This window comes from Bradyrhizobium sp. 199 (assembly GCF_023073355.1).
Taxonomy (GTDB): domain Bacteria; phylum Pseudomonadota; class Alphaproteobacteria; order Rhizobiales; family Xanthobacteraceae; genus Bradyrhizobium.
Map to the genome: position 1 here is coordinate 1,372,247 of NZ_JADPJI010000005.1, position 21,636 is coordinate 1,393,882.

Annotated in this window: 24 protein-coding genes; 14 read left to right on the forward strand and 10 right to left on the reverse strand. The window is 63.8% G+C overall.

The window, feature by feature from the left end; translation table 11 throughout:
- The first annotated feature begins 411 nt into the window (after positions 1–411).
- The 3 genes from IVB28_RS15060 to gyrA all read left to right on the forward strand — a co-directional run bounded on the left by IVB28_RS15060 (position 412) and on the right by gyrA (position 4,314).
- Entirely contained in the window at positions 412–909 is a 498-nt protein-coding gene (locus IVB28_RS15060; RefSeq protein ID WP_247527199.1) for a single-stranded DNA-binding protein, read from the forward strand.
- A gap of 81 nt (positions 910–990) precedes the next feature.
- A complete protein-coding gene (locus IVB28_RS15065) occupies positions 991–1,389 on the forward strand; it encodes a DUF2306 domain-containing protein (RefSeq protein WP_247527201.1) in 399 nt (132 codons plus the stop codon).
- Between the two features lie 180 nt (positions 1,390–1,569).
- Positions 1,570–4,314 (forward strand): DNA gyrase subunit A, encoded by a 2,745-nt coding sequence (gene gyrA, locus IVB28_RS15070; protein WP_247527203.1) that lies wholly within the window; start codon positions 1,570–1,572, stop codon positions 4,312–4,314.
- 98 nt (positions 4,315–4,412) lie between these two features.
- Here gyrA and IVB28_RS15075 read toward each other — a convergent pair whose 3' ends face one another.
- Together IVB28_RS15075 and IVB28_RS15080 are read right to left on the reverse strand one after the other, a co-directional pair.
- On the reverse strand, positions 4,413–6,266 hold the full coding sequence (locus IVB28_RS15075) for a KUP/HAK/KT family potassium transporter (protein WP_247528552.1): 1,854 nt from the start codon (positions 6,264–6,266) through the stop codon (positions 4,413–4,415).
- A gap of 180 nt (positions 6,267–6,446) precedes the next feature.
- Complete coding sequence (locus IVB28_RS15080) at positions 6,447–6,704, reverse strand: hypothetical protein (RefSeq protein WP_247527205.1); 258 nt, start codon at positions 6,702–6,704, stop codon at positions 6,447–6,449.
- A 258-nt stretch (positions 6,705–6,962) separates the two neighbouring features.
- Here IVB28_RS15080 and coaD point away from each other — a divergent pair, with 258 nt between their 5' ends.
- The 7 genes from coaD to IVB28_RS15115 all read left to right on the forward strand — a co-directional run bounded on the left by coaD (position 6,963) and on the right by IVB28_RS15115 (position 10,869).
- Positions 6,963–7,460, forward strand: a complete 498-nt coding sequence (coaD, locus tag IVB28_RS15085) for a pantetheine-phosphate adenylyltransferase (RefSeq protein WP_247527206.1) — start codon at positions 6,963–6,965, stop codon at positions 7,458–7,460.
- Positions 7,461–7,499: 39 nt separating this feature from the next.
- Positions 7,500–8,063 (forward strand): peptidylprolyl isomerase, encoded by a 564-nt coding sequence (locus IVB28_RS15090; protein WP_247527208.1) that lies wholly within the window; start codon positions 7,500–7,502, stop codon positions 8,061–8,063.
- An 8-nt stretch (positions 8,064–8,071) separates the two neighbouring features.
- Positions 8,072–8,497 carry a hypothetical protein gene (locus IVB28_RS15095; RefSeq protein ID WP_247527210.1) on the forward strand — a complete coding sequence of 142 codons (426 nt, stop codon included), beginning with the start codon at positions 8,072–8,074 and terminating at the stop codon, positions 8,495–8,497.
- Positions 8,494–8,958, forward strand: coding sequence for a peptidylprolyl isomerase (locus tag IVB28_RS15100; protein ID WP_028144513.1), 465 nt, complete (start codon positions 8,494–8,496; stop codon positions 8,956–8,958). Before IVB28_RS15095 ends, IVB28_RS15100 begins: the two co-directional genes overlap by 4 nt.
- A gap of 141 nt (positions 8,959–9,099) precedes the next feature.
- A complete protein-coding gene (gene queA, locus IVB28_RS15105) occupies positions 9,100–10,173 on the forward strand; it encodes a tRNA preQ1(34) S-adenosylmethionine ribosyltransferase-isomerase QueA (RefSeq protein WP_247527212.1) in 1,074 nt (357 codons plus the stop codon).
- Between the two features lie 60 nt (positions 10,174–10,233).
- Positions 10,234–10,476 carry a type II toxin-antitoxin system VapB family antitoxin gene (locus IVB28_RS15110; RefSeq protein ID WP_247527213.1) on the forward strand — a complete coding sequence of 81 codons (243 nt, stop codon included), beginning with the start codon at positions 10,234–10,236 and terminating at the stop codon, positions 10,474–10,476.
- A gap of 69 nt (positions 10,477–10,545) precedes the next feature.
- The gene (locus IVB28_RS15115; protein ID WP_247527214.1) at positions 10,546–10,869 is read left to right on the forward strand and encodes a type II toxin-antitoxin system VapC family toxin; all 324 of its coding nucleotides are present in this window, start codon (positions 10,546–10,548) and stop codon (positions 10,867–10,869) included.
- A gap of 63 nt (positions 10,870–10,932) precedes the next feature.
- On the opposite strand, the gene IVB28_RS15120 is transcribed toward IVB28_RS15115, so the two are convergent.
- Positions 10,933–11,970: an aspartate-semialdehyde dehydrogenase gene (locus IVB28_RS15120; protein ID WP_247527215.1), complete on the reverse strand. Its 1,038-nt coding sequence runs from the start codon at positions 11,968–11,970 to the stop codon at positions 10,933–10,935.
- 237 nt (positions 11,971–12,207) lie between these two features.
- Positions 12,208–12,807, reverse strand: coding sequence for a PepSY domain-containing protein (locus tag IVB28_RS15125; protein WP_247527216.1), 600 nt, complete (start codon positions 12,805–12,807; stop codon positions 12,208–12,210).
- A gap of 243 nt (positions 12,808–13,050) precedes the next feature.
- Between IVB28_RS15125 and tgt the strand changes: the two genes are divergently transcribed.
- Positions 13,051–14,196 (forward strand): tRNA guanosine(34) transglycosylase Tgt, encoded by a 1,146-nt coding sequence (gene tgt / locus IVB28_RS15130; RefSeq protein ID WP_247527217.1) that lies wholly within the window; start codon positions 13,051–13,053, stop codon positions 14,194–14,196.
- A gap of 1 nt (position 14,197) precedes the next feature.
- Here the strand turns inward: tgt and IVB28_RS15135 are convergent, their stop codons facing one another.
- Positions 14,198–14,416 (reverse strand): hypothetical protein, encoded by a 219-nt coding sequence (locus IVB28_RS15135; RefSeq protein ID WP_247527218.1) that lies wholly within the window; start codon positions 14,414–14,416, stop codon positions 14,198–14,200.
- 183 nt (positions 14,417–14,599) lie between these two features.
- A complete protein-coding gene (locus IVB28_RS15140; protein ID WP_247527219.1) occupies positions 14,600–16,036 on the reverse strand; it encodes an acyltransferase in 1,437 nt (478 codons plus the stop codon).
- A gap of 12 nt (positions 16,037–16,048) precedes the next feature.
- Here IVB28_RS15140 and cysK point away from each other — a divergent pair, with 12 nt between their 5' ends.
- Together cysK and IVB28_RS15150 are read left to right on the forward strand one after the other, a co-directional pair.
- A complete protein-coding gene (gene cysK / locus IVB28_RS15145) occupies positions 16,049–17,026 on the forward strand; it encodes a cysteine synthase A (RefSeq protein ID WP_247527220.1) in 978 nt (325 codons plus the stop codon).
- Between the two features lie 3 nt (positions 17,027–17,029).
- The gene (locus IVB28_RS15150; protein WP_247527221.1) at positions 17,030–17,308 is read left to right on the forward strand and encodes a BrnA antitoxin family protein; all 279 of its coding nucleotides are present in this window, start codon (positions 17,030–17,032) and stop codon (positions 17,306–17,308) included.
- Positions 17,309–17,549: 241 nt separating this feature from the next.
- On the opposite strand, the gene IVB28_RS15155 is transcribed toward IVB28_RS15150, so the two are convergent.
- Positions 17,550–18,974: a caspase family protein gene (locus IVB28_RS15155; protein WP_247527222.1), complete on the reverse strand. Its 1,425-nt coding sequence runs from the start codon at positions 18,972–18,974 to the stop codon at positions 17,550–17,552.
- Between the two features lie 202 nt (positions 18,975–19,176).
- Complete coding sequence (locus IVB28_RS15160) at positions 19,177–20,052, reverse strand: DMT family transporter (RefSeq protein ID WP_247527223.1); 876 nt, start codon at positions 20,050–20,052, stop codon at positions 19,177–19,179.
- Positions 20,053–20,298: 246 nt separating this feature from the next.
- Here IVB28_RS15160 and IVB28_RS15165 point away from each other — a divergent pair, with 246 nt between their 5' ends.
- Entirely contained in the window at positions 20,299–20,697 is a 399-nt protein-coding gene (locus IVB28_RS15165) for a RidA family protein (RefSeq protein WP_247527224.1), read from the forward strand.
- A gap of 48 nt (positions 20,698–20,745) precedes the next feature.
- On the opposite strand, the gene IVB28_RS15170 is transcribed toward IVB28_RS15165, so the two are convergent.
- On the reverse strand, positions 20,746–21,291 hold the full coding sequence (locus tag IVB28_RS15170; protein WP_247527225.1) for a hypothetical protein: 546 nt from the start codon (positions 21,289–21,291) through the stop codon (positions 20,746–20,748).
- Complete coding sequence (locus tag IVB28_RS15175; RefSeq protein ID WP_247527226.1) at positions 21,236–21,586, reverse strand: hypothetical protein; 351 nt, start codon at positions 21,584–21,586, stop codon at positions 21,236–21,238. The genes IVB28_RS15170 and IVB28_RS15175 overlap by 56 nt, the downstream gene beginning before the upstream one ends.
- Positions 21,587–21,636 lie beyond the last annotated feature (50 nt).

Here is a 21,636-nt window from a genome sequence, read left to right on the forward strand (position 1 = left end):
CCCCGAGGCGGACTATCAGGCGCGAGGCCCATTCGGCATCAATTCCAGCCAGAACGATAGCCTGATCGGGCGGCAGAGTCCGTGCCCGGAGAGCAACAGTTGGGAGCAATCGACCTCCCCGTAGCTTAATGAATGTTAAGGGATTTTTTCGATTCACGGGAACCTGGTTTGGTTCCATTCCGCTTGCCATCGCGGCGCCTTTTATGCGCCATCGCGTTTCCATATTTGATGTTGTCTTCTGCAGGAACAAAGCTGGAACAAATCGGTGGTCGGTGCTATATGATGGGGATAACGTTGGAGTGACGGGCTGAGCGGCGCCTGCAAGCGTATAGGGTCCCCTCAACAGGCGCAGGGGAGCGCGAGTAGCGCTCGGCCTTTTGAATTCAGTGGCATTCGGAGTGGAGAGCGGCGATGGCGGGAAGCGTCAACAAGGTCATTCTGGTTGGAAATCTCGGCAAGGATCCTGAAATCCGCCGCACCCAGGACGGGCGGCCGATCGCGAATCTGAGCATCGCCACCTCGGAGACCTGGCGCGACAAAAATTCCGGCGAGCGCAAGGAGAAGACCGAGTGGCACCGCGTCGTGATCTTCAATGAAGGTCTCTGCAAGGTCGCCGAACAGTACCTGAAGAAGGGCGCCAAGGTTTACATCGAGGGCGCGCTCCAAACCCGCAAATGGACCGATCAGAGCGGCGTCGAGAAGTACTCGACAGAGGTCGTGCTCCAGGGCTTCAACTCGACGCTCACAATGCTCGACGGCCGCAGCGGCGGCGGTGGAGCCGGTAGCTTCGGCGACGAGCCGGGCGGCGATTTCGGCTCCTCGGGCCCCGTTAGCAGCGCACCGCGCCGTCCCGTTGCCGCTGGTGGCGGTGGCCGCAACAGCGACATGGACGACGATATTCCGTTCTAACGCGGGGGGCAGACCCGGCTCGGGTCGGGACAGGAAACGGCCGACCCGGCTTTGCCTGCGCCGACCCGGAGAACGCTCCGCATGAGCCTCGCGCCGCTGCTTGATGCCGCTCCAGCGATCCCGCTGCATGCCTTCGCGGCCATGGCTGCGTTCTTCCTCGGAATGATCCAGCTCACTGCTCCAAAGGGAACGCTGCCGCATCGGGTTCTGGGCTGGGTTTGGGTTGCGCTGATGCTTGTCGTGGCGCTCAGCTCGTTCTGGATCCACCAGATTCGTCTGGTCGGGCCATGGAGTCCGATCCATCTGCTCTCGATCTTCGCGCTGGTGATGCTGGCATTGGGCGTGATAGCCGCTCGAAGCCGCAATGTCCGTCGGCACAAGATCACGATGGTCTCGATATTCTTCGGCGCACTCGTGATTGCCGGGCTGTTCACGTTCATGCCTGGGCGGATCATGCATACGCTGATTTTCGGGTCGTAGCGGCGGCCGGAATAGGCATTCTCGCTGCGGGGCCGCCGGGGTGCGGAAACCGCTTCCAGCCAACCCGGTAAGTGCATGAAAGAACGAAGGGAAAAAGCGCTTCCCTGGAGCCAGCAAGGGTGGTTATCAGGGCCCCGATGCGCTATATGATTCCCAGATAAAATCTCACCGGATTTCCCTTTGGCCGACGACGACAACAAGCCCGGCGACCAGCCGGCGCAACCCTCGGATATTCGCCCCGTCTCCATCTTCGAGGAGATGAAGAAGTCCTATCTCGACTACGCCATGAGCGTGATCGTGGCGCGGGCGCTGCCTGATGCCCGCGACGGTCTGAAGCCGGTGCACCGCCGAATCCTGTTCTCGATGAACGAGCAGGGGCACACGCCCGACAAGAAGTACGTCAAGTCCGCCCGCGTGGTCGGTGACGTCATCGGTAAATATCATCCGCATGGCGACCAGTCGATCTACGACGCCATGGTCCGGATGGCGCAGGACTTCTCCATGCGCGTGCCGCTGATCGACGGCCAGGGCAATTTCGGCTCGGTCGACGGCGATCCCGCGGCCGCCTATCGTTACACCGAAGCCCGCCTGACCAAGGCGGCGCTAGCTCTGCTCGCAGACATCGACAAGGACACCGTCGACTTCCAGCCGAACTACGACAACAACGAGACCGAACCATCGGTCTTGCCGGCCAAGTTCCCGAACCTCCTCGTCAACGGTGCGGGCGGCATCGCGGTTGGCATGGCAACCAACATCCCGCCGCACAATCTCGGCGAGGTCATCGACGCCTGCGTCGCGCTGATCGACAACCCCGCGCTCACCATCGACGAGCTCATCAACATCGTTCCGGGGCCCGATTTTCCGACCGGCGGCGTTATCCTCGGACGGCAGGGCATCCGCTCCGCTTATCACCTCGGCCGTGGCTCGGTCGTGATGCGGGGCAAGGTCGCGATCGAGACCATTCGCAAGGAGCGCGAGGCGATCATCATCACCGAGATTCCCTACCAGGTGAACAAGGCGACGATGGTCGAGCGCATCGCCGAGTTGGTCAAGGAAAAGAAGATCGAGGGTATCGGCGACCTGCGCGATGAGTCGGACCGAGATGGCTACCGCGTTGTCATCGAATTGAAGCGCGACGCCGTGCCGGATGTGGTGCTGAACCAGCTGTACAGATTCACGCCGCTGCAGACCAGCTTCGGCGTCAACATGGTGGCGCTCGACAGTGGCCGTCCTCGGATCATGCATCTGAAGGACCTGCTGTCCATCTTCGTCGACTTCCGCGAGCGGGTCGTCACGCGGCGCACCAAATACCTGCTGGCCAAGGCGCGCGATCGCGCTCATATTTTGGTGGGTCTGGCGATCGCGGTGGCCAATATCGACGAGATGATCCGCGTCATCCGGACCTCGCCCGATCCGACCACCGCCCGCGACACCCTGATGTCGCGCGACTGGCAGGCCCGGGACGTCGCGGACATGCTGACTCTGATCGACGATCCACGTCATCGCATCAGCGCCGACGGCACGATCCGGCTGTCGATGGAGCAGGCGAGGGCCATCCTCGACCTGCGCCTGCAACGCCTCACCGCACTCGGCCGCGACGAGATTCGCGAGGAGCTCGACAAGCTCGCCGGCGAGATCGCCGACTATCTCGACATCCTGCGCTCGCGCGACCGCGTGCTTGATATCATCAAGACCGAGCTCGCCGAGGTAAAGGCCGAGTTCGCCACGCCGCGGCGCACCGTCATCATCGAGCAGGAAGGTGAGGTCGAGGACGAGGACCTGATCCAGCGCGAGGACATGGTCGTCACCGTGTCCCACGCCGGCTACGTCAAGCGCGTGCCGCTATCGGCCTACCGGGCGCAACGCCGCGGCGGCAAGGGCCGTGCCGGCATGCAGACCCGCGACGAGGATTTCGTCTCGCGTCTGTTCGTGGCTTCCACGCACACCCCGGTGTTGTTCTTCTCCTCGCGCGGCCAGGTCTACAAGGAAAAGGTCTGGCGCCTGCCGATGGCCGCGCCGAACGCGCGCGGCAAGGCGCTGATCAACATCCTGCCGCTGGAGCAGGGCGAGCGCATCACCACCATCATGCCGCTGCCCGAGGACGAGTCGACGTGGGGCAACCTCGACGTGATGTTCGCCACGACAGGCGGCAACGTCCGCCGCAACAAGCTGTCCGACTTCGTCGACGTCCGCCGCTCCGGCATCATCGCGATGAAGCTCGACGACAACGAAGCGATCGTCGACGTGCAGATCTGCACCGAGCGCGACGACGTGCTGCTGACCGCCGCCGGCGGCCAGTGCATCCGCTTCCCGGTCGCCGACGTGCGCGTCTTCACCGGGCGCACCTCGATGGGCGTGCGCGGTATTGCCCTTGGTGACGGCGACAAGGTGATCTCGCTGGCGATCCTGCGGCATGTCGAGACCATCTCGGACGAGCGTTCGGCGTATTTGAAGATGCGCCGCGCGGTGGCCGGCGAAGCCGCGGCCGACGAAACAGCCGTGGACGGCGAGGCCGAGGAGACCTCCGGCAGCTTCCAGCTCTCGCAGGAGCGTTACGCCGAGATGTCGGCGCAGGAGCAGGTCGTGCTCACGGTGTCCGTCAACGGCTATGGCAAGCGGACCTCGTCCTACGAGTACCGCACCACCGGCCGCGGCGGCAAAGGCATCGTCGCGATGAGCGTCAACAACCGCAACGGCAATCTGGTCGCCTCGTTCCCGGTCGAGGATGCTGATCAAATCATGCTGGTCACCGACAAGGGCCAGCTGATCCGCTGCCCGGTCGAAGGCATCCGCATCGCCGGAAGATCGACGCAAGGCGTGATCGTGTTCGATACCGCCGAGGACGAGCACGTCGTGTCGGTGGAGCACATCACGGAAGAGGCGGAGAGCGGCAACGGGACGAATGGGGAGACGAGCGGGGAGTAACGTGTAGCCCCGTAGCCCGGATGGAGCGCAGCGATCCGGGACCCCCATGCAGCAGGGACCTGGATTGCGCTTGCGCTCCGTCGGGGCTACGGACTCCCCTAAATCTCCAGCTCCGTCCCGAACTCCACCACCTGCCTGGTCGGCACGCCGAAGAACGCCGCCGAGCGTTCGGCGTTGCGCTGGAGGAAGGCGAACACGCCTTCGCGCCAGACCCACATGCCTGGAATGTCCTGGCTCGGGATGATGGTCTCACGTCCTACGTAATAGGTGACGTCGGAGAGATCGATGCCGGGCAATTTGCTCTGGCGGCAGACAAGCTTCAGCCCCTCATAGATCGTCGGGTTCTGCATGAAGCCGTAATGCAGGATCACGCGGGTGATGCCGGGAATGATCTCGATCACCTCGGCGCGTTCCTCGTCGGCGATGTGCGGCAACTCCTCGATCAGCACGGTGACCAGCAGCACGCGTTCGTGCAGCACGCGGTTGTGCTTGACGAACTGGGTAAGCGCGAGCGGCACGCCGCGCGGTGCGGATGCCAGGAATACGGCGGTCCCGGGTAGCCTTGCGCTGCACTTGTTCACGGCGGTCTCGATCAGATCTTCTTCGGGCTGGCGCAGCTTCGCGCGCGCGGCCTCGACCAGCTTCACGCCGGAGCGCCAGGTCAGCATCAGGAAGGCGACGAGGCCGGCGAGCAGCAAAGGAAACCAGCCGCCCTCGAACAGCTTGACCGAGTTGGCCGAGAAGAAGATCACGTCGATGACGAAGAAGGTCCCGTTCACGGCGACCACGAGCCAGGGTGAATAGCCCCACTGGATCGCGACGAGAGCTGCGAGCAGCGTGGTGATCGCCATCAACAGCGACACCGCGATGCCGTAGGCGCCGGCCAGCGCCTCCGAGCTGCCGAAGCTCAGCACGGCGCCTAGCGTTGCAGCGGCGAGCAGCCAGTTCACCAAGGGCACGTAGATCTGGCCGATCGCGTCGCTGGTGGTGTGACGGATTTGCATGCGCGGCAGGAAGCCGAGCTGGATCGACTGCTGGGTCAGCGAGAACACGCCGGAGATGATGGCCTGCGAGGCGATCACCGTCGCAATCGCCGAGAACGCCACCAGCGGATAGTGCAACGCGTCGGGGCAGAGCTGGAAGAACGGATTCTCGATCATGGCGGGATCGGTGATCAGCAGCGCGGCCTGGCCGAAATAGTTCAGCACCAGCGCCGGCAGGCAGATTGCGAACCAGGCCAGCCGGATCGGGAAGCGCCCGAAATGCCCCATGTCGGCATACATGGCCTCGCCGCCGGTCACCGCGAGGAAGGCCGCGCCCAGGATCGCGAAGGAGATATGGAAATTCTGATGGATCAGGAAGTCGAACGCATAGAGTGGGCTGAGGGCAGCCAACACTGCAGGAGCCTTGAGGATGCCGTGGATGCCGAGCGCGGCCAGCACGATGAACCAGGCCATCATCACTGGCCCGAAGATCCGGCCGATGAACCCGGCGCCCTGCTTCTGCATCATGAACAGGCCGACCAGAATGACGATGGTCACGGGCACCACGACCGGCGCGAGCGAGGGCGCGTCGACCTTGAGGCCTTCCATGGCGCTGAGCACGGAGATCGCCGGCGTGATCGCGCCGTCGCCGTACAGCAGCGCGGCGCCAACGAGGCCAACCACCAAGAGATGGGCGCGCCATGTGCCGGGCTGGGCATGGCGGGCGTGCAGCAGGGCGAGCAGCGCGACGATGCCGCCTTCGCCGCGATTGTCCGCGCGCAGGATCAACAGCGCATATTTGAGCGAGATGATCAGCAGCAGGGCCCAAAGGATCAGCGAGGCAACGCCCAGGACGGCTTCGGGGGTCACGGGCGCGCCGTGGGCGGCCGCCTTGGCGGCTTCCTTCAGGGCGTAGAGGGGGCTGGTGCCGATATCGCCGTAGACGACACCGAGAGCCCCCATGGTCATGGCAATCGGCAGCGGATCACGATCGTGGCCGGAAGCGACTGCGGGCGTACTGGACAAGGGTGGGCCCCCAATGGGACCGCGCCCGACGGGCCATTCCGCGGGGCGCGACCATCACCCAGTCTGCGATGAGACGCCGCAAAACTCCATCGGGATTACGTGACGCGAAGCTGACAGACCGGACTACGGCATCCGGTTGGCGGTCACGAGGCGCGCTTCGCGGACATTCGCCTTGGTGTCGGCCTTGCGCAGGCATGAGGCTTCGAAATTCGGCCAGGCCTGCTGCGAGCAGTCTTTGCCGATGGCGCGGATATCGAGCCGGTCGCTCTTGGCCAGGGGCTGCGGCACGCTGGCTTCGACGCTCGGGGCAAAGCCGGGCAGGAGGGTGAGGGCTGCGGCGACAGACGCAGAGAGTGCGATCGCTGAAAGAGCCTTGATCATTGACAGTCCCCTGTGATGCGGCCGCCTACGCCCAGTGTGCGGCCCGTCATTTCGTTGGCCGGATTAGTAACCATGGCCAGTTTCGGGACGTCTTCGCCGAGGCTGGAAATGGTTTCGTTCGCGCTCCGTTTTGTTTCGTGGCTGCCCCGAGGACGAAACAAACCGGCCATTACCGACACATCCGGCGGAGATTTCGCGTGAATCGGCCAGGAACCAGTCCGGCTTGCCGGGCCGGGCCGGGCGCGGTAGGAGGGAGCCATGCCGCGTATCGCCTTCTATCCCGGTTCCTTCGACCCCATCACCAACGGCCATCTGGACGTGGTCCGGCACAGCGTGTCCCTTTGCGACCGGCTCGTGGTCGCGGTCGGGGTCCATCCTGGCAAGAAGCCGCTGTTCTCGACCGAGGAGCGGTTGAAGATGCTGCTTGACGTCTGCGGCCCGGTGGCGGCGCAGGCCGGCTGCGTCCTCGAAGCGGTGACGTTTGACGACCTGTCAGTGACCGCGGCGCGCAAGCACGGCGCGACCATCATGATTCGGGGCCTGCGCGACGGCAGCGATCTCGATTACGAGATGCAGCTCGCCGGCATGAACGAGGCGATGGCGCCGGATGTGCATACCGTGTTCCTGCCGGCCTCTCCCATGGTTCGCCCGATCACCGCCACTTTGGTGCGCCAGATCGCCGGCATGGGCGGGGATGTCTCGGCCTTCGTCCCGCCGCAGGTTGCGGCTCAGCTCAAGGCAAAATTCGCCGCATAGCGGCGCGATTCCCTTCTTAATCTCTGATCCGGAGTTGTCATGATCCGAATTCTCGCAGTTCTTGCCGCGCTTCTGTTCGCGGTGCCGGCGATGGCGCAGCCTTTGCCGGCCAACCTCGACAAGGCCAACGCTATCGTCATCGACAGCACCAAGGGCCGTATCGTCATCAAGCTTCGCACCGATATCGCGCCCCAGCATGCCGAGCGGATCAAGCAGCTCGCGCGCGAGGGCTATTACAACAACGTACCGTTCCATCGCGTCATGGACGGCTTCATGGCGCAGACCGGCGACGGCGAGAAGTTCAACGGCACCGGCGGCTCGAAATATCCGAACCTGAAGCAGGAATTCTCCAAGGTGCATTTTGCGCGCGGCATCGTCGGGATGGCGCGGCGCGGCGACAGCGTGGACAGCGCCAACTCCCAGTTCTTCATCATGTTCGCCGACGGCGGCAGCCTCGATAACCAGTACACAGTAATCGGCGAGGTCGTGCAGGGCATGGACGTCGTCGACAAGCTGAAGAAGGCACCTCCCGGCTCCGCCGGCGGCGCGGTGACCGATCCCGACAAGATGGTGAAGGTGCAGGTCGCCTCCGACACCAAATAGGAGCTGCGATGGCGCGCTGTGGCGACAAGCTGCTGCTGGTTGCTGCAGTGCTGCTGTTCGGCACCTCGGGCGCGGCCTCTCAGGATCGGCAGGTCAACACCATCCAGGACATCTTCCGGCACCTGCGTACCTGCTGGAGGCCGCCGTCGCCGGCAAAGGCGCACCCCCTCGACATCACGGTGGCCGTGAGCTTTAACCGCGCCGGAAACATTCTGGGCCATCCGAGGATTACCTATGAATCCGCGGAAGCCTCCGACAATGACCGGCTGCAATACCGGATCGCGGTGATGGAGGCGTTGCAACGCTGCACGCCGGTGCCATTTACCGATGCAATGGCCAGCGCCGCCGCGGGGCGACCTTTCGCGATCCAGTTCCGCAGCCGCAAAACGTCGCCTGACAAGACTTCACCCCCAACGCAAGAGAGACGAGTATGAGCGCCACCGAAAACACCCTGATCCTCGAGACCACCCAGGGTCCCGTCACCATCGAGATGCGGCCCGACCTCGCGCCCGGGCATGTCGCGCGCATCAAGGAGCTCGTTCGCGAAGGCTTCTACGACGGCATCGTGTTCCACCGCGTGATCGACGGCTTCATGGCGCAGACCGGCTGCCCGCAGGGCACCGGCACCGGCGGCTCCGGCAAGAAGCTGAAGGCCGAGTTCAACAAGGAGCCGCATGTGCGCGGCACCACCTCGATGGCGCGCGCCGCGAGCCCCGATTCGGGCGACAGCCAGTTCTTCATCTGCTTCGACGACGCCCGCTTCCTCGACAACCAGTACACGGTGTGGGGCAAAGTCACCGAGGGCATGGAGAACGTCGACAAGATCAAGCGCGGCGAGCCGGTGCAGAACCCCGACAAGATCGTCAAGGCGCGGATGGCCGCGGACGCGGAGTAAGCGTTTCTCCTCGTGGTGAGGAGGCGCGCAGCGCCGTCTCGAACCATGAAGGCCGAGCTGCAGCAGTGGGGCCTTCATCCTTCGAGACGCGCGTTCCGCGCTCCTCAGGATGGGGAGTGACTGTGTGGCGCTGGGTCCGACATGCGTACCGATCTGTTCGATTTCGACCTGCCTGCCGAGCGCATCGCGTTGCGCCCGGCGAGCCCGCGCGACTCCGCGAGAATGCTGGTCGTGGAAAACGGTGCGCTGCGCGACCAGACCGTTGCCGATCTGCCGCAATGGCTGAAACCGGGCGACCAGCTCGTCGTCAACGACACCAAGGTGATCGCAGCGCAATTGAGGGGCCGCCGCATCGGCCGCGAGACCGAGCCCAGGATCGAGGCGACGCTGATCAAGCGTCTCAACGGCTCGCGCTGGCAGGCGCTGGTGAAGCCCGCGAAGAAGCTTGTCGCCGGCGACCGCATCCGCTTCGGCAATGAAGGCAAGGTCTGCCTGCTGGGCCATCTCGACGCCGAGGTCGAAGCCAAGGGCACCGAGGGCGAGGTGACGCTGTCGTTCTCGTTTCATGGCCCGGCGCTGGATCAGGCCATCGCCGATCTTGGCAGTCCGCCGCTGCCGCCCTACATCGCCTCGAAACGAACGCCCGATGATCAGGACCTCGCCGACTATCAGACCATGTTCGCCGCGAACGAAGGCGCGGTCGCGGCGCCGACGGCGGGACTGCATTTCACCCCGGAGCTGGAGCAGGCGCTGCGCGAGCGCGGCATCGAGGTCAATCGCGTCACGCTGCATGTCGGGGCAGGGACGTTCCTGCCCGTGAAGGCGGACGACACCGAAGGCCACAAGATGCATGCCGAGTGGGGCACGATCTCGGCCGAGACGGCGGAGCGCCTCAACCGCGCGCGGAAGAACGGCGGCCGCATCGTCGCCGTCGGCACAACGTCACTCCGGCTGCTTGAAAGTGCGGCCGGTGAGGACGGCACCATCCAGCCCTTCGCGGCCGAGACGGCGATCTTCATCACGCCCGGCTATCGCTTCCGCGCCGTCGACATCCTGATGACCAATTTCCATTTGCCGAAGTCGACGCTGTTCATGCTGGTCTCGGCCTTCTCCGGGCTCGAGACGATGAAGGCGGCGTATGCTCACGCAATCGCGAGCGGTTATCGCTTCTATTCGTATGGCGATGCGTGTTTGCTGTTTCGGGCGCGGGAGTGACGTGACCTCCGGGCATCTTCGTGCTACGATGCCGTGTCATTTGCGTTGATCGAGTGGCCGATGAACATCCGTTCCAGGAAAGTTGATGAACTTGCCCAGCGCCTCGCCCGCCTGACGGGGGAAGATATCGAGACGGCGCTGGAGCGCGCCATCGAGGAGCGCTTGTCGCGCGTCCTCCCGCCGGCCGAAGATAGAAAGGCCGCCCTGACGACGTTCTTCGAACGAACCGCTGCCTTGCCTGTTCTGGATCCCCGACCTGCCGACGAAGTTCTTGGGTACGACCGGTTCGGGCTGCCTTCCTGATGGTGCTGGATACGTCTGCGATCGTCGCGACCGTCAAACGAGCCGGATGGGCAGCGCTATCGGACCGCCATGCTGGAAGCGGATAGCCTGTCGATGTCGGCAGTCGCCGTGCTGGAAACCAAGATCGTTCTTTCTTCTCGCTTCGGGGCGTCGGCAGTCGAATTTTTTGGGGAGTTGCTGGAGACGGCCGGCATCGCGGTAGTGCCGTTCGACGCAGAGATGGCGAAAGGCGCGTTCGAGGCATTTCGGCGGTTCGGTAAGGGCGGGGGCCATCCGGCGCAGCTGAATATCGTCGATTGCGCGGTCTACGCCTTGGCGAAGGCGCGCTCAGAGCCGCTCCTTTTCAAGGGAGCCGATTTTGCCGAGACAGATGTCACGGCCGTTCTGACCTAATTGCCCGGTCAAGTCGACGGTAGGGTGGACACGCTTCGCTTTGCCCACCCTACGCACCTTCCGTTACGCCATCACCCGCTGCGGCAACAGTTCCGCGATCTGCACCGCGTTCAGCGCCGCGCCCTTGAGCAGCTGGTCCGCCGCCACGAACATCGAGATCGAATGCCCGCTGGGATCGCTGAGGTCCTTGCGGATGCGGCCGACCAGGACGTCGTCCTGGCCAGAGGCGTCGATCGGCATCGGGAAGTAGTTCTTCACCCGGTCGTCGACGACCTTCACGCCGGGGGCCTGCGCCATGATGGCGCGGACCTGGTCTTCGCTGATCGGCTTCTCGCATTCGAAGGTGATGGCCTCGCAATGGGCGCGCAGCACCGGCACGCGGACGCAGGTGACGCCGATCGCAATCTTCTCGTCCTCGAAGATCTTGCGGGTCTCCTTGATGACCTTGGTCTCCTCGTCGTTGTAGCCGGTCTCAGGATCGACGGCGGTGTTGTGGTTGAAGAGGTTGAAGGCGTAGGGGTGCGGCATCACCTTCGGCGTATAGACCTGACCGTTGAGATTGGCGCGGGTGGATTCGACGAGTTCCTCCATCGCGGCCGCGCCGGCGCCGCTGGCGGCCTGGTAGGTCGAGATGATGATGCGCTTGATGCGGTTCTTCTGATGGATCGGCCACAGCGGCACCAGCGCGGTGATCGCAGCGCAGTTCGGATTGGCGATGATGCCCTTGTGATCCCTGATGCGGCCCGCATTGATCTCGGGGATCACCAGCGGCACGCTCGGGTCCATGCGGAAGGCGGAGGAATTGTCGACCACGGCAGCGCCGGCCTTGACCGCGATCGGCGCATACTTCCTGGAGATGCTGCCGCCGGCGGAGAACAGCGCGATATCGACGCCGTCGAAAGATCGTTCGGTCAGCTCCTCGATCACCACCGACTGGCCGCGGAACGACACCGTCTTGCCGGCCGAGCGGGCACTGGCGAGCGCCTTCAGCTTGCTGGCGCGAAAGCCACGCTTGTCCATGGTGGCGATGAATTCAGCGCCCACCGCACCGGTGACGCCGACAATTGCGACGACGGGATCGTTACTCACTTTGTCCTCCATTGAATTGAAAATTTAGGCAACAAAAAAGCCCCGGACCATCGATGGCGGGGCTTCGGTAGAGTGGATGCGTTCTAGTCGACGACTACGCGCGCACGCCTCCCCGGGCCCCTGAGGCCGTGGTGGTTTTGGTCGTGCGTTTGGTGATCGTGAACATGGCGGCGACTTATGCGGGAGAGTCTTGCGGCCGTCAATGGCCTTTCGTCCCCGGCCGGTGCCGGAGAGGCGGGTCTTGTGCCGTTATTTGGGCCGCGCGCCCGGCGGCTCCAGGATGACCTCCTTGAGGTCGTCGCCGCTGATCACGACGATCGCGAAATTGAGCCGGCCACGTTCGCGTACCAGCCCGCCGCTGATCGCCTTGCCGGAGGCCGCGCGCTCAGCGACCAGCACGGCATCGGCGAGGCGGTGCCTGATCGCACCGAGTGCTGCGAGGTTGTTGCGGTCCGCGTGGTCGAGCTCGGCGAGAGGGAGGGCGGCGTCCGCGACGAGCTCGCCGGTCGAAGCATTGATGGTGTGGCGCCAGATCCGGTCGTTGTGCAGGGTCTTCACCCGATACACTGGTATACCGGAGGCACCGTCGAAACTCACATCCGCCGTCGTGGCGCCGTCGTGACGGCGTTCGGCAATCGCCATGGCCTGGCTGATCGAGATCGACGAGCTGCGGAAGCGCTCGATCTCGCGGCTGACGGCCTGGCGGTCGGCTTCGGGATCGCCATCTCTGTCGCTGTGAAGAGAAGTGGGCGTGCCCGAGGTCACGATCGCCCGCGCGGGCGCGCCGAGGAGCAGCGCTGGCAAGGCGATGGCAAGCAGTCCTGAGGTCCATCGTTTGGCTGTCGTCATGCTCGAACCCTCGGCCAGCGAGTGTGCCGGATGATCGTAAAGAATTCGCGGCCGGCCTTGGGCATCGGCCGGCCGCGGAGCGCCGCACCGGGCCGGCGCGGCGATCTCAGCGGTACGGTATTTGTTTAATAAGGGTCGCGGTGTGAATATCCGCTTCAATTGTGTCCCAGTCTGAAGCACAGGCCGGCCGCGGCGTGCGTTGCGCGGTTGATCAGCTTCCTCCGACACGCAATAAGCATCGCCATGAATCGCGACAATGACCTTCCCAATCACTTTGAACTGCTCGGCACTGACGGTGCCGCGCGCACCGGACGCCTGACCACACCTCACGGCGTGGTGCGGACGCCGGCCTTCATGCCGGTCGGCACCGCCGGTGCCATGAAGGGCATGCACTGGCGCGAGGTGCGCGATGCCGGCGCCGACATCGTGCTCGGCAACACCTATCACCTGATGCTGCGTCCGACCGCCGAGCGGATCGCGGCGCTCGGCGGCCTGCAGCGGTTCACCGGCTGGAACGGGCCGATGCTGACGGATTCCGGCGGCTTCCAGGTGATGTCGCTGGCGGACCTGCGCAAGATCAGCGAGCATGCAGTCACCTTCCGCTCGCATATCGACGGTGCCAAGGTCGAGCTGTCGCCGGAGCGCTCGATCGAAGTGCAGCGCTTGCTCGGCTCCGACATCGCCATGCAGATGGACGAGTGCGTGCGGCTGCCGGCCGAGCGCACCGACATCGAGCGTGCGATGCAACTGTCGCTGCGCTGGGCCGAGCGAAGCAAGCGCGCCTTCGAGAGCGCCCCCGACGGCTACATGCTGTTCGGCATCGTGCAGGGCGGCGACATTCCCCAGCTTCGTCATGACAGCGCGAGCGGCTTGGTTGCGATCGGCTTCCACGGCTACGCGATCGGCGGCCTTGCCGTTGGTGAGCCGCAGGCCGTGATGCTGGCGATGATCGACGAGACCGCGCCGGTGCTGCCGAAGGAGCGCCCGCGCTATTTGATGGGCGTCGGTACGCCCGACGACATTCTCGAAGCCGTGAAGCGCGGGATCGACATGTTCGATTGCGTGATGCCGACGCGCAATGGCCGGCACGGCGTCGCCTTCACGCGCTTTGGTCAGGTGAATTTGCGCAATGCGCGCCACGCAGACGATCCGCGTCCGCTGGATGAGGAGAGCTCATGGCCGTCAACGCGCAACTGCGCGCGCGCCTATCTGCACCATCTCGTCAAGGCGGGCGAGACATTGGGGGCGATGCTGCTGTCCGAAATCAATATCGCCTACTATCAGTTCCTGATGCAGGGCATCAGAGACGCGATCGCACAGGGAAAATTCGACGACTTCTATCAGCGTACGCGCACGGACTGGGCGAGGGGCGACATCGCCCCGCGCTAGATCAGTTGCACACGAACCGTTGCTTGACGGCGTGCTTGGTGACGAAGCCATAGCCGCAATTGTCGCAGGTCCAGAGATAGCTGATGACGTGGTCCGAGACGTAGGCGGATGCTTCGGCGGCGACCATGGAGTCGGCGCAGACCGGACAGGTGGGCAACTCGCTGCAACGCGGATCGCGGTTCGGCGCGACGGTCGGCAACACTTCAGCGACTGCTGACATCGTGGTGACCTCCCTGCTTTAAGACGTAAGTCTAACATAAGCAGAAGTGTTTGACGAGGTCGCTACACGAACGGCGGGCTTTTATAAAATTGCCGTCACCACGATGTGTTCACTGGCCGTCTTTCGGCCTCGGTATCGCAGCGCAAAAAATCCGTGTGCGTTGCGATAGTTCGGCGCGCTGCTTCACGCGTCATGGCGCGCAATTACTGCGCTGCACCCTGTCGGCCGAGAGCTTGCTCGAGCGCGATCGCCTTTGCGGTCCGAGTGGAGGCTGTGTGCGAATGAAATCCAGGGTTTCTCGACGAGGGAATATGTCATCCAGCTGACAAGGATTGACGACGTCACGACCTCGGCGACGAAGACGAACCATGCCAGCGGTCCGTCGCCCGGCCAGGCGTAGTGGTGAATCCAATCCATTGCGAACGGCGACATCAGGTAGACCGAGTAGCTGATGACGCCGACGAACGCGATCGGGCGCCAGGCCATCCTCTCACCGAATGCGGCAAACACGATGAAGACGAGGGCCGCGCAGACATAGGCCGCCCCGATCGAATAGCTGTAGAAGAAATCGTCCTGGTAGATCCCGCCATAGCGTTTGCTGGACAGCGTGATGGCGAACAGGACGTAGAGCGTCGTGCAGCCCGCCACATGGCGCCATCGCAGCCTTCCGCCGATGACGGTGTCGCGAATGATCTTGCCGAGGAACATCGCCGACAGGTTCAGTCCAACCTCCATCACCACCCAGGCTGCCCGGTCCGCAACCAGGACAGCGACCGCCATCCCGACAAGAGCGGTTGCAATGACGATGGCAGCGGCCGTGAGGGGCCGGTGCAGCAGTCCTGCCGCGAAGAGAATGATGCACACAAGGTAGAACAGCAGCTCGATTGTCAGCGTCCAGTAGAAGTCCCAGAGGTGAGGGACCTCCAGGAAGGACTGGAGCATCGTGAGGTTGGCGGCGATCTGCGACAGAGGATAGGTCCTGGACGTGACCGCCTGCATCGTGACCAGCCCGATCGCGATCGAGGTCCAGTAGGCCGGGAAGAGTCGGAAGAAGCGGCTGATCGCGAAGTCGTTCACGGGAGATGCGCTGGCGGGAAAACTGAAGGGAATGACGAAGCCGCTGACGAAGAAGAACAGCACGACGCCGAACCGGCCGAAATTCATGTAGTAGCCGATCGCCTCATGAAGGAACGCATGATAGGCGCCTGTGGGATGGTCCCGCACGATCACCTCGAGCGTATGCTGGACCACCACCGCCAGGACCGCGATGCCGCGCAGGGTATCGATGAATGCGAGCCGTTTGTGCATCAGGCCTTCTCTGCGCTCCCCCCGCCCGTGAGCGGCCGATCGCAACGGACGTCGCCTGCCGGGACGGCATGTGGCGAAGGCATAAGCGAATGATCCGGAAGACTGCACGCCGGACGGGTAATTCAGCACGGCAATCGTGAACGGATTGACAACGAAATCGCGGTTGGCGGCCGGCTTGAGACTCCCGCAGACGGCCAGCCCGCCCACACAATTTTGCTGTGCAGCGAATTCCCGGCCGCCCCGCATTGTCGCTTGCGAGTCGCCGCAAGCTGTCGGTAACTGCGCACGGTCGCGACAGAAGCATGTCGCCACAGGGAGTTCATCATGGACGCGTCGTCCACCACGGGTGCAGCGCACCAACCCGGCCGCGGCCGGATCTACGACTCGATCGTCGAGGCCTTCGGCAATACGCCCATCGTGCGCTTGCGCCGGCTGCCCGCCATGCACGACGTAAATGCGACCATTTTGGCGAAACTTGAATATTTTAATCCTGCCGCAAGCGTGAAGGACCGAATCGGCGCGGCCATGATCATCGCGATGGAGCAGGCGGGCATCGTCAAGCCTGACACCGTGCTGATCGAGCCGACCTCCGGCAATACCGGCATTGCGCTCGCCTACGTGGCGGCCTCGCGCGGCTACCGGCTCAAGCTTGTGATGCCGGAATCGATGTCGATCGAGCGGCGCAAGATGCTTGCTTTTCTCGGTGCCGAACTGGTCCTGACGCCGGCGGCGCAAGGCATGAAGGGCGCGATCGCGGCCGCCGAGGAGCTGTTGAAGACGACGCCGAACTCGGTGATGCCGCAGCAGTTCAAGAACCTCGCCAATCCCGAGGTGCACCGCCGCACCACGGCGGAGGAGATCTGGAACGACACCGCCGGCAATATCGATTTCTTCGTGGCCGGCGTTGGTACCGGCGGCACGATCACCGGCGTCGGCCAGGTGCTCAAGCCGCGCAAGGCCGGCTTGCGCGTCGTCGCGGTCGAGCCGGAGGAGAGCCCGGTCCTGTCAGGGGGACAGCATACGCCGCACAAGATCCAGGGCATCGGCGCCGGCTTCGTCCCTGACATCCTCGATCGCGCGGTGATCGACGAGATCGTGAAGATCAACTCGACCATGGCAATCGAGACCGCGCGCGCGCTGGCGCGGCATGAGGGCATTCCGGGCGGCATCTCCTCGGGTGCGGCGATCGCGGCAGCGCTGCAGATCGGCAAGCGGCCGGACGCTGCGGGAAAAACCATCCTGGCGATAGTGCCGTCCTTCTCCGAGCGGTATCTTTCGACGGCTCTGTTTGAAGGAGTCTAGGACATGGCGGACCAACCACCGAGGCGGCCGCGCACGCTTGGCGATGCCAGGACCGAAGCGGAGGCAGCGTTCAAGAAGGTGACGGCCAAGGTCGCCGTGGCGCCGCCCAAGCAAAACGCCGTTCCCGGCGTCAAGGAGCAGGTCACGCTGCGCCTCGACCAGGACGTGCTGGAGTTCTTCCAGTCCGGCGGTCCGGGCTGGCAGGATCGCATCAACGAGGCGCTGCGAAAGGCCGCGGGGAAGGAATCTCTCGTCCCGCGCCCTATGGACTCCTCATCCTGAGGAGCTTGCGCAGCAAGCGTCTCGAAGGATGGAAGGCCCTCTAAAGCGCGATGCGACCAGGATGGATCGCCATCGCGCTTTAGGTCGTTGTTGAAGCAGGATCTTTTCGGAAAACCGCTGCGCACTTTTCCGGATCATGCTTTAGCTGGGCCTTCATGGTTCGGCCTCGCGCCTCCTCCCCATGAGGATCAAAGAAAAAGCCCGGCGCAAGCCGGGCTTTTTTGTTTGATCCAGTCTCGTCTCAGCGGCGGAACATGCCGCCCATCACGCCGCCAACGACGCCGCCCACGAAGGCCGCGCCGGCAGCATCGCCGGGATTGCTGCGGTGGGGTGCCGGTGCGCTGCTGCCCGCAGGAGCGCTGGCGGCGCGCCGGGCTGCCTTCTGGCTGTTGTCGCTTGCGGTCGCCGGGGCAGCCACGACTTCCGAGAGCAGGGCCTTGTGCTGGTGCTTGTTGAGGTAGCCCGATGAGGGATAGCCGCGCGCCGACTGCCAGCGCTTGAGCACCGAGCGGGTCTCCTCGCTGAACGCGCCGGTCTGCTTCGTATCGAAACCGAGCCCGGTGAGGCGACGCTGCACATCGCGGCGCTGGGTCTTGTCGAGGCCGACCTGGTCTTCGGTGAGCTGGGTGGCCTCTTCGGTGAAGGTCGCGGGATCGACGCCGGCGGTGAGGGTGCGCGTCGCAGTCGAGGGACCGCTCTTGATGGCGGCGAGCCGTGCCAGCGCCAGCGCCTTGAACTGACCGTTCGGATAGGCGGTGAGATAGGCGTTGAGTTCTTCCGGCTTGTTGGACTCCTTCACCGAGCGCCAGTATTCGAGCTCGACGCCCTCCGAGCCGCCGCTCGCAGCCGGCACCATGCCAGCAGCGGTCGGTGCTGCGTTGGCGACCTGCGTCGTCGGGGCCTGGTTGAGATAGACGGAGCCGGTCAGGTTGGTGTGGCCCCAGGGCAGCTGCCCCTTGCGGGTCTCTTCATTGACCTGAGCGCGTACCGACGTCATCGCCTGCTGGATCTCGATGCCGGGCTTGGTGATGTTGTCGATCAGCGCACGCGTGAACGGGCTGTTGTTGCCCTCCTGACCGTCGAGCGCGGTCTGGCCGGGGCCGGTGGCGAACGCGATGAGAGTGCCTTCACCGGACTTCATCTCGGCAAGACCACTCTGCACGTTGACGCTGCGCGTCGCCGAGTTCGACTTGATCTTGGCAGCGAACGGATTGTCACGGCAGGCATCGAGGAAGACCAGCTTGACCTTGGCGTCGCCCATGGTCTGCTCAAGCGTCAGATCGATGTTGATGGCGGCGCCGAGCTTGACGTCCATCTCCGACTTGATGTCAGCGTCGACAGGCAGAAGATAGTTGGAGCCGCCGACGGCGATGCCGTGACCGGCATAATAGAAAACTGCGACATCGGAGCCCTGCGCCTTGCGCCCGAAGTCCAGCAGCTTCTCTGTCATCTGGTCGCGCGAGAGGTTCGAACCTTCGATCACCTCGAAGCCGACATTGCGCAGCGTCGACGCCATCGCCTTGGCGTCGATTGGCGGGTTCGGCAATTGCGCGACGTTCTTGTAGTTGCCGTTGCCGACAACGAAGGCGACGCGGCGGTCGGCCTTCGCGGCACTGACCGACAGGGCCATGCACATCAGCGAAGCGAGGAGGGTGAGATAGCGCATCTGAGATCCCCAACAGAATCGAATTGCAGGCAGCAACGAATTGGCAACGAACCTACACGAAGTCCCCGACTTCGTGCCACCAAAACGGCTAGTAGGTGGCGTCCAAACCGCTGCTGTGTGGCCGAATGTGCACGATGGAGATGCTCCAACGTGATCCAAATCACACGGCCACTTTGGTTTGTCGCGCAAGGCGGCGCGAGGTTCACTGCGCGCGGGCGGGAACCGCTGGCGTCGGCTTCAAATTCAGGAGATTGCCGCACAGGATCAGCGCCGCGCCGAGCACGGTCCAGGTATCGAGCCTCTCGGAATACAGCAGCCAGCCGGCCGCCGCAGTCAGCGGAACCCGCAGGAAGTCCATGGGAACCACGATTGTCGCATCGGCGTACCGGAGCGCACTCGCGAGGCAGTAGTGCGAAAAAGTGCCGCAGACCCCGATGACGAACAGCCAACCCCATAGATGAGGCGACGGCCAGATCCACACCGCGAGCGTCGGCAGCAGGCCCACGACGGCCTGGACCACGATCATCCAGAACAGGATGGACAATGCACTCTCGGTCCGCGTCAGCGACTTCGCCAGGATCATGGAAACGCTGAAGCCGATCGCGGCACCGAGCGCGATCAACTGGCCCGGATTGATCTCGCCGGTGGCGGGCCGCACGATCATGACGACGCCGACAATGCCGAGCACGATGGCGGCGATCTTCCAGATCGTCATGCGCTCGGACAGGAACGTTGCGGCCAACACGGCGGTCCAGATCGGCATGGTGAATTCGATTGCGACGACTTGCCCGATCCCGATCAGCGTCAATGCGTAGAACCAGCCAAGCTGTGCGAAGTAATGGACCCCGTTGCGTGCGAGGTGCTGGCGCAGGCGTTTGGTCGCGACTGCCTTGAAGCCGCCGGCGCTGTAGATGATGGGCAGGAGCAGCGTGAACCCGATGATTGAGCGCACTTCCATGATCTGAAAGACGTTCAGCTCGCGCGTGGTCTCGCGCCCGGCAACCGCCATGACCAGCATTAGCGACAGCCAGCCGGCCATCCACAATGCAGCCATCGTTTTGGACGGTATCGCGCTCATTGGGGCAAATGCTGGATGGAAACCTGGAGGGACGGCCGGTATCGGCGACATCGCTACCGTTTGCAACGGTCAATCTGTGGATGCAGCGATGCAGCGTGTCGTGCTAAAGCCGATGCGATTAAGATGAATCGACATCGCGCTTCAGGTTATTGTTTAAGCATGATCTTTTCGGAAAACCGCTGCGCACTTTTCCGGATCATGCTTTAGGCATCATCGAACAACGAGAAAATCGGGAGAGCTCCGCTCATGCACGTCTTGCAGCCGGCCGAATGGAAGAAACCTCGCGGCTTTTCCCATGGCCTCGTGGTCGAAGGGCCGGGGCGCTGGGTGGTTCTGGCCGGCCAGACCGGTGGCGACGAGGCCGGCAATTACGCGCCCGACATGGCAGCGCAGGTCGCGACCGCGCTGAAGCGGATCATCAAGCTGCTGGGCGAGGCCGGCGCAGGCCCGGAGCACATCGTCCGCCTGACCTGGTACCTGACCAGCCGCAGCGAATATGAGGGTGCAGGCGCAGGCATCGGTGCCGCCTGGAAGGACACGCTAGGTCGCAATTTCCCGCCTTCGACGCTGCTCTACATCGGTGGCCTCGTGGACGACCGGGCCAAGGTCGAGATCGAGGTCACGGCGTTCGTGCCGGGCGCATAAAAATCGACCCGGCGCGGGCGCTGGGTCGATTGTCGTGCCGTTGATGTCTTATTTCGAAAGCGAGACGTTAGCGCCGCGGAACTGGCTATCGGCGCGTATCGAGACGCTCTGCTTGTTGCCGCTCGTCTTCAGCGAGAGGTTGGCGTTGAAGCCAGCGGTGGAGGCAACCAGCTCGTAATTGCCGCCGCCGCCGCGGCCCTGGAGCGAACCGGAGATATTGCGGCTGGCCTCGGACCAGCTGCCGGCGATGGCGCTTCCCTCAGCCTTGACGCTGGCCGCGAGGTTGAACTTGTAGGCGTCGCTGGCACAGGTCAGCGACATCTCCATGGTCGGGCCGATCGGGGCGTATTTGGCCCGGCAGCGGATCCGTTCGGTCGAGCCGTCGTCCAAGGTCACGGTGCCGGCGCCGCTCCAATTGCCCGCCAGCGGGGCGAACGGGCCGGACTGCGCATAGGTTTCAGTGTTCGCGAACGCGGCTACAAACGAAACGGCGGCCGCAATCAGCAGCCGCCGGTTCCGGGCGGGAGCCTCGACTGATTTATTGGCGCGATGCTTCCCATCGCCCGCTGCACGGTATGCCTGCAGATGCTCCATTCCACTTTCCCGATCCGGCGTTGCCGCTGAGTTGACCGTTAGCATATGCACCATTGATCGAAACTTTCACAAGTCCCCCGCTGCCAATGGTGCCGGAAACGTTAGCGCCGGGCGCAGTGATCTTGCCGTCGGCAACCGTCAGCATGGAGCTCGCGGTGGGTTCGCAGGAGCCGCTCTTGGTCATGATCGTGACCTGCCAGTTGCCGTCGTAGGGGGTCTGGGCATAGGCGGAAGCGGCGAGGGTAGCGGTGAAAACTGAAGCGGCACAGAACACCGCAATGCGAGCAAAACGCATAAATTCCGTCCTTGAATCTGTCTGATATGCTGTCGCTTATCTGGACCAAA

Coding starts and splice junctions, on each gene's coding strand:
- IVB28_RS15060 (WP_247527199.1), top strand. CDS start 412: ATGGCGGGAAGCGTCAACAAGGTCATTCTGGTTGGAAATCTCGGCAAG.
- IVB28_RS15065 (WP_247527201.1), top strand. CDS start 991: ATGAGCCTCGCGCCGCTGCTTGATGCCGCTCCAGCGATCCCGCTGCAT.
- IVB28_RS15075 (WP_247528552.1), bottom strand. CDS start 6,266: ATGACCATGGGGGCTCTCGGTGTCGTCTACGGCGATATCGGCACCAGC.
- IVB28_RS15080 (WP_247527205.1), bottom strand. CDS start 6,704: ATGATCAAGGCTCTTTCAGCGATCGCACTCTCTGCGTCTGTCGCCGCA.
- coaD (WP_247527206.1), top strand. CDS start 6,963: ATGCCGCGTATCGCCTTCTATCCCGGTTCCTTCGACCCCATCACCAAC.
- IVB28_RS15090 (WP_247527208.1), top strand. CDS start 7,500: ATGATCCGAATTCTCGCAGTTCTTGCCGCGCTTCTGTTCGCGGTGCCG.
- IVB28_RS15095 (WP_247527210.1), top strand. CDS start 8,072: ATGGCGCGCTGTGGCGACAAGCTGCTGCTGGTTGCTGCAGTGCTGCTG.
- IVB28_RS15100 (WP_028144513.1), top strand. CDS start 8,494: ATGAGCGCCACCGAAAACACCCTGATCCTCGAGACCACCCAGGGTCCC.
- queA (WP_247527212.1), top strand. CDS start 9,100: ATGCGTACCGATCTGTTCGATTTCGACCTGCCTGCCGAGCGCATCGCG.
- IVB28_RS15110 (WP_247527213.1), top strand. CDS start 10,234: ATGAACATCCGTTCCAGGAAAGTTGATGAACTTGCCCAGCGCCTCGCC.
- IVB28_RS15115 (WP_247527214.1), top strand. CDS start 10,546: ATGCTGGAAGCGGATAGCCTGTCGATGTCGGCAGTCGCCGTGCTGGAA.
- IVB28_RS15120 (WP_247527215.1), bottom strand. CDS start 11,970: ATGGAGGACAAAGTGAGTAACGATCCCGTCGTCGCAATTGTCGGCGTC.
- IVB28_RS15125 (WP_247527216.1), bottom strand. CDS start 12,807: ATGACGACAGCCAAACGATGGACCTCAGGACTGCTTGCCATCGCCTTG.
- tgt (WP_247527217.1), top strand. CDS start 13,051: ATGAATCGCGACAATGACCTTCCCAATCACTTTGAACTGCTCGGCACT.
- IVB28_RS15135 (WP_247527218.1), bottom strand. CDS start 14,416: ATGTCAGCAGTCGCTGAAGTGTTGCCGACCGTCGCGCCGAACCGCGAT.
- cysK (WP_247527220.1), top strand. CDS start 16,049: ATGGACGCGTCGTCCACCACGGGTGCAGCGCACCAACCCGGCCGCGGC.
- IVB28_RS15150 (WP_247527221.1), top strand. CDS start 17,030: ATGGCGGACCAACCACCGAGGCGGCCGCGCACGCTTGGCGATGCCAGG.
- IVB28_RS15155 (WP_247527222.1), bottom strand. CDS start 18,974: ATGCGCTATCTCACCCTCCTCGCTTCGCTGATGTGCATGGCCCTGTCG.
- IVB28_RS15160 (WP_247527223.1), bottom strand. CDS start 20,052: ATGAGCGCGATACCGTCCAAAACGATGGCTGCATTGTGGATGGCCGGC.
- IVB28_RS15165 (WP_247527224.1), top strand. CDS start 20,299: ATGCACGTCTTGCAGCCGGCCGAATGGAAGAAACCTCGCGGCTTTTCC.
- IVB28_RS15170 (WP_247527225.1), bottom strand. CDS start 21,291: ATGGAGCATCTGCAGGCATACCGTGCAGCGGGCGATGGGAAGCATCGC.
- IVB28_RS15175 (WP_247527226.1), bottom strand. CDS start 21,586: ATGCGTTTTGCTCGCATTGCGGTGTTCTGTGCCGCTTCAGTTTTCACC.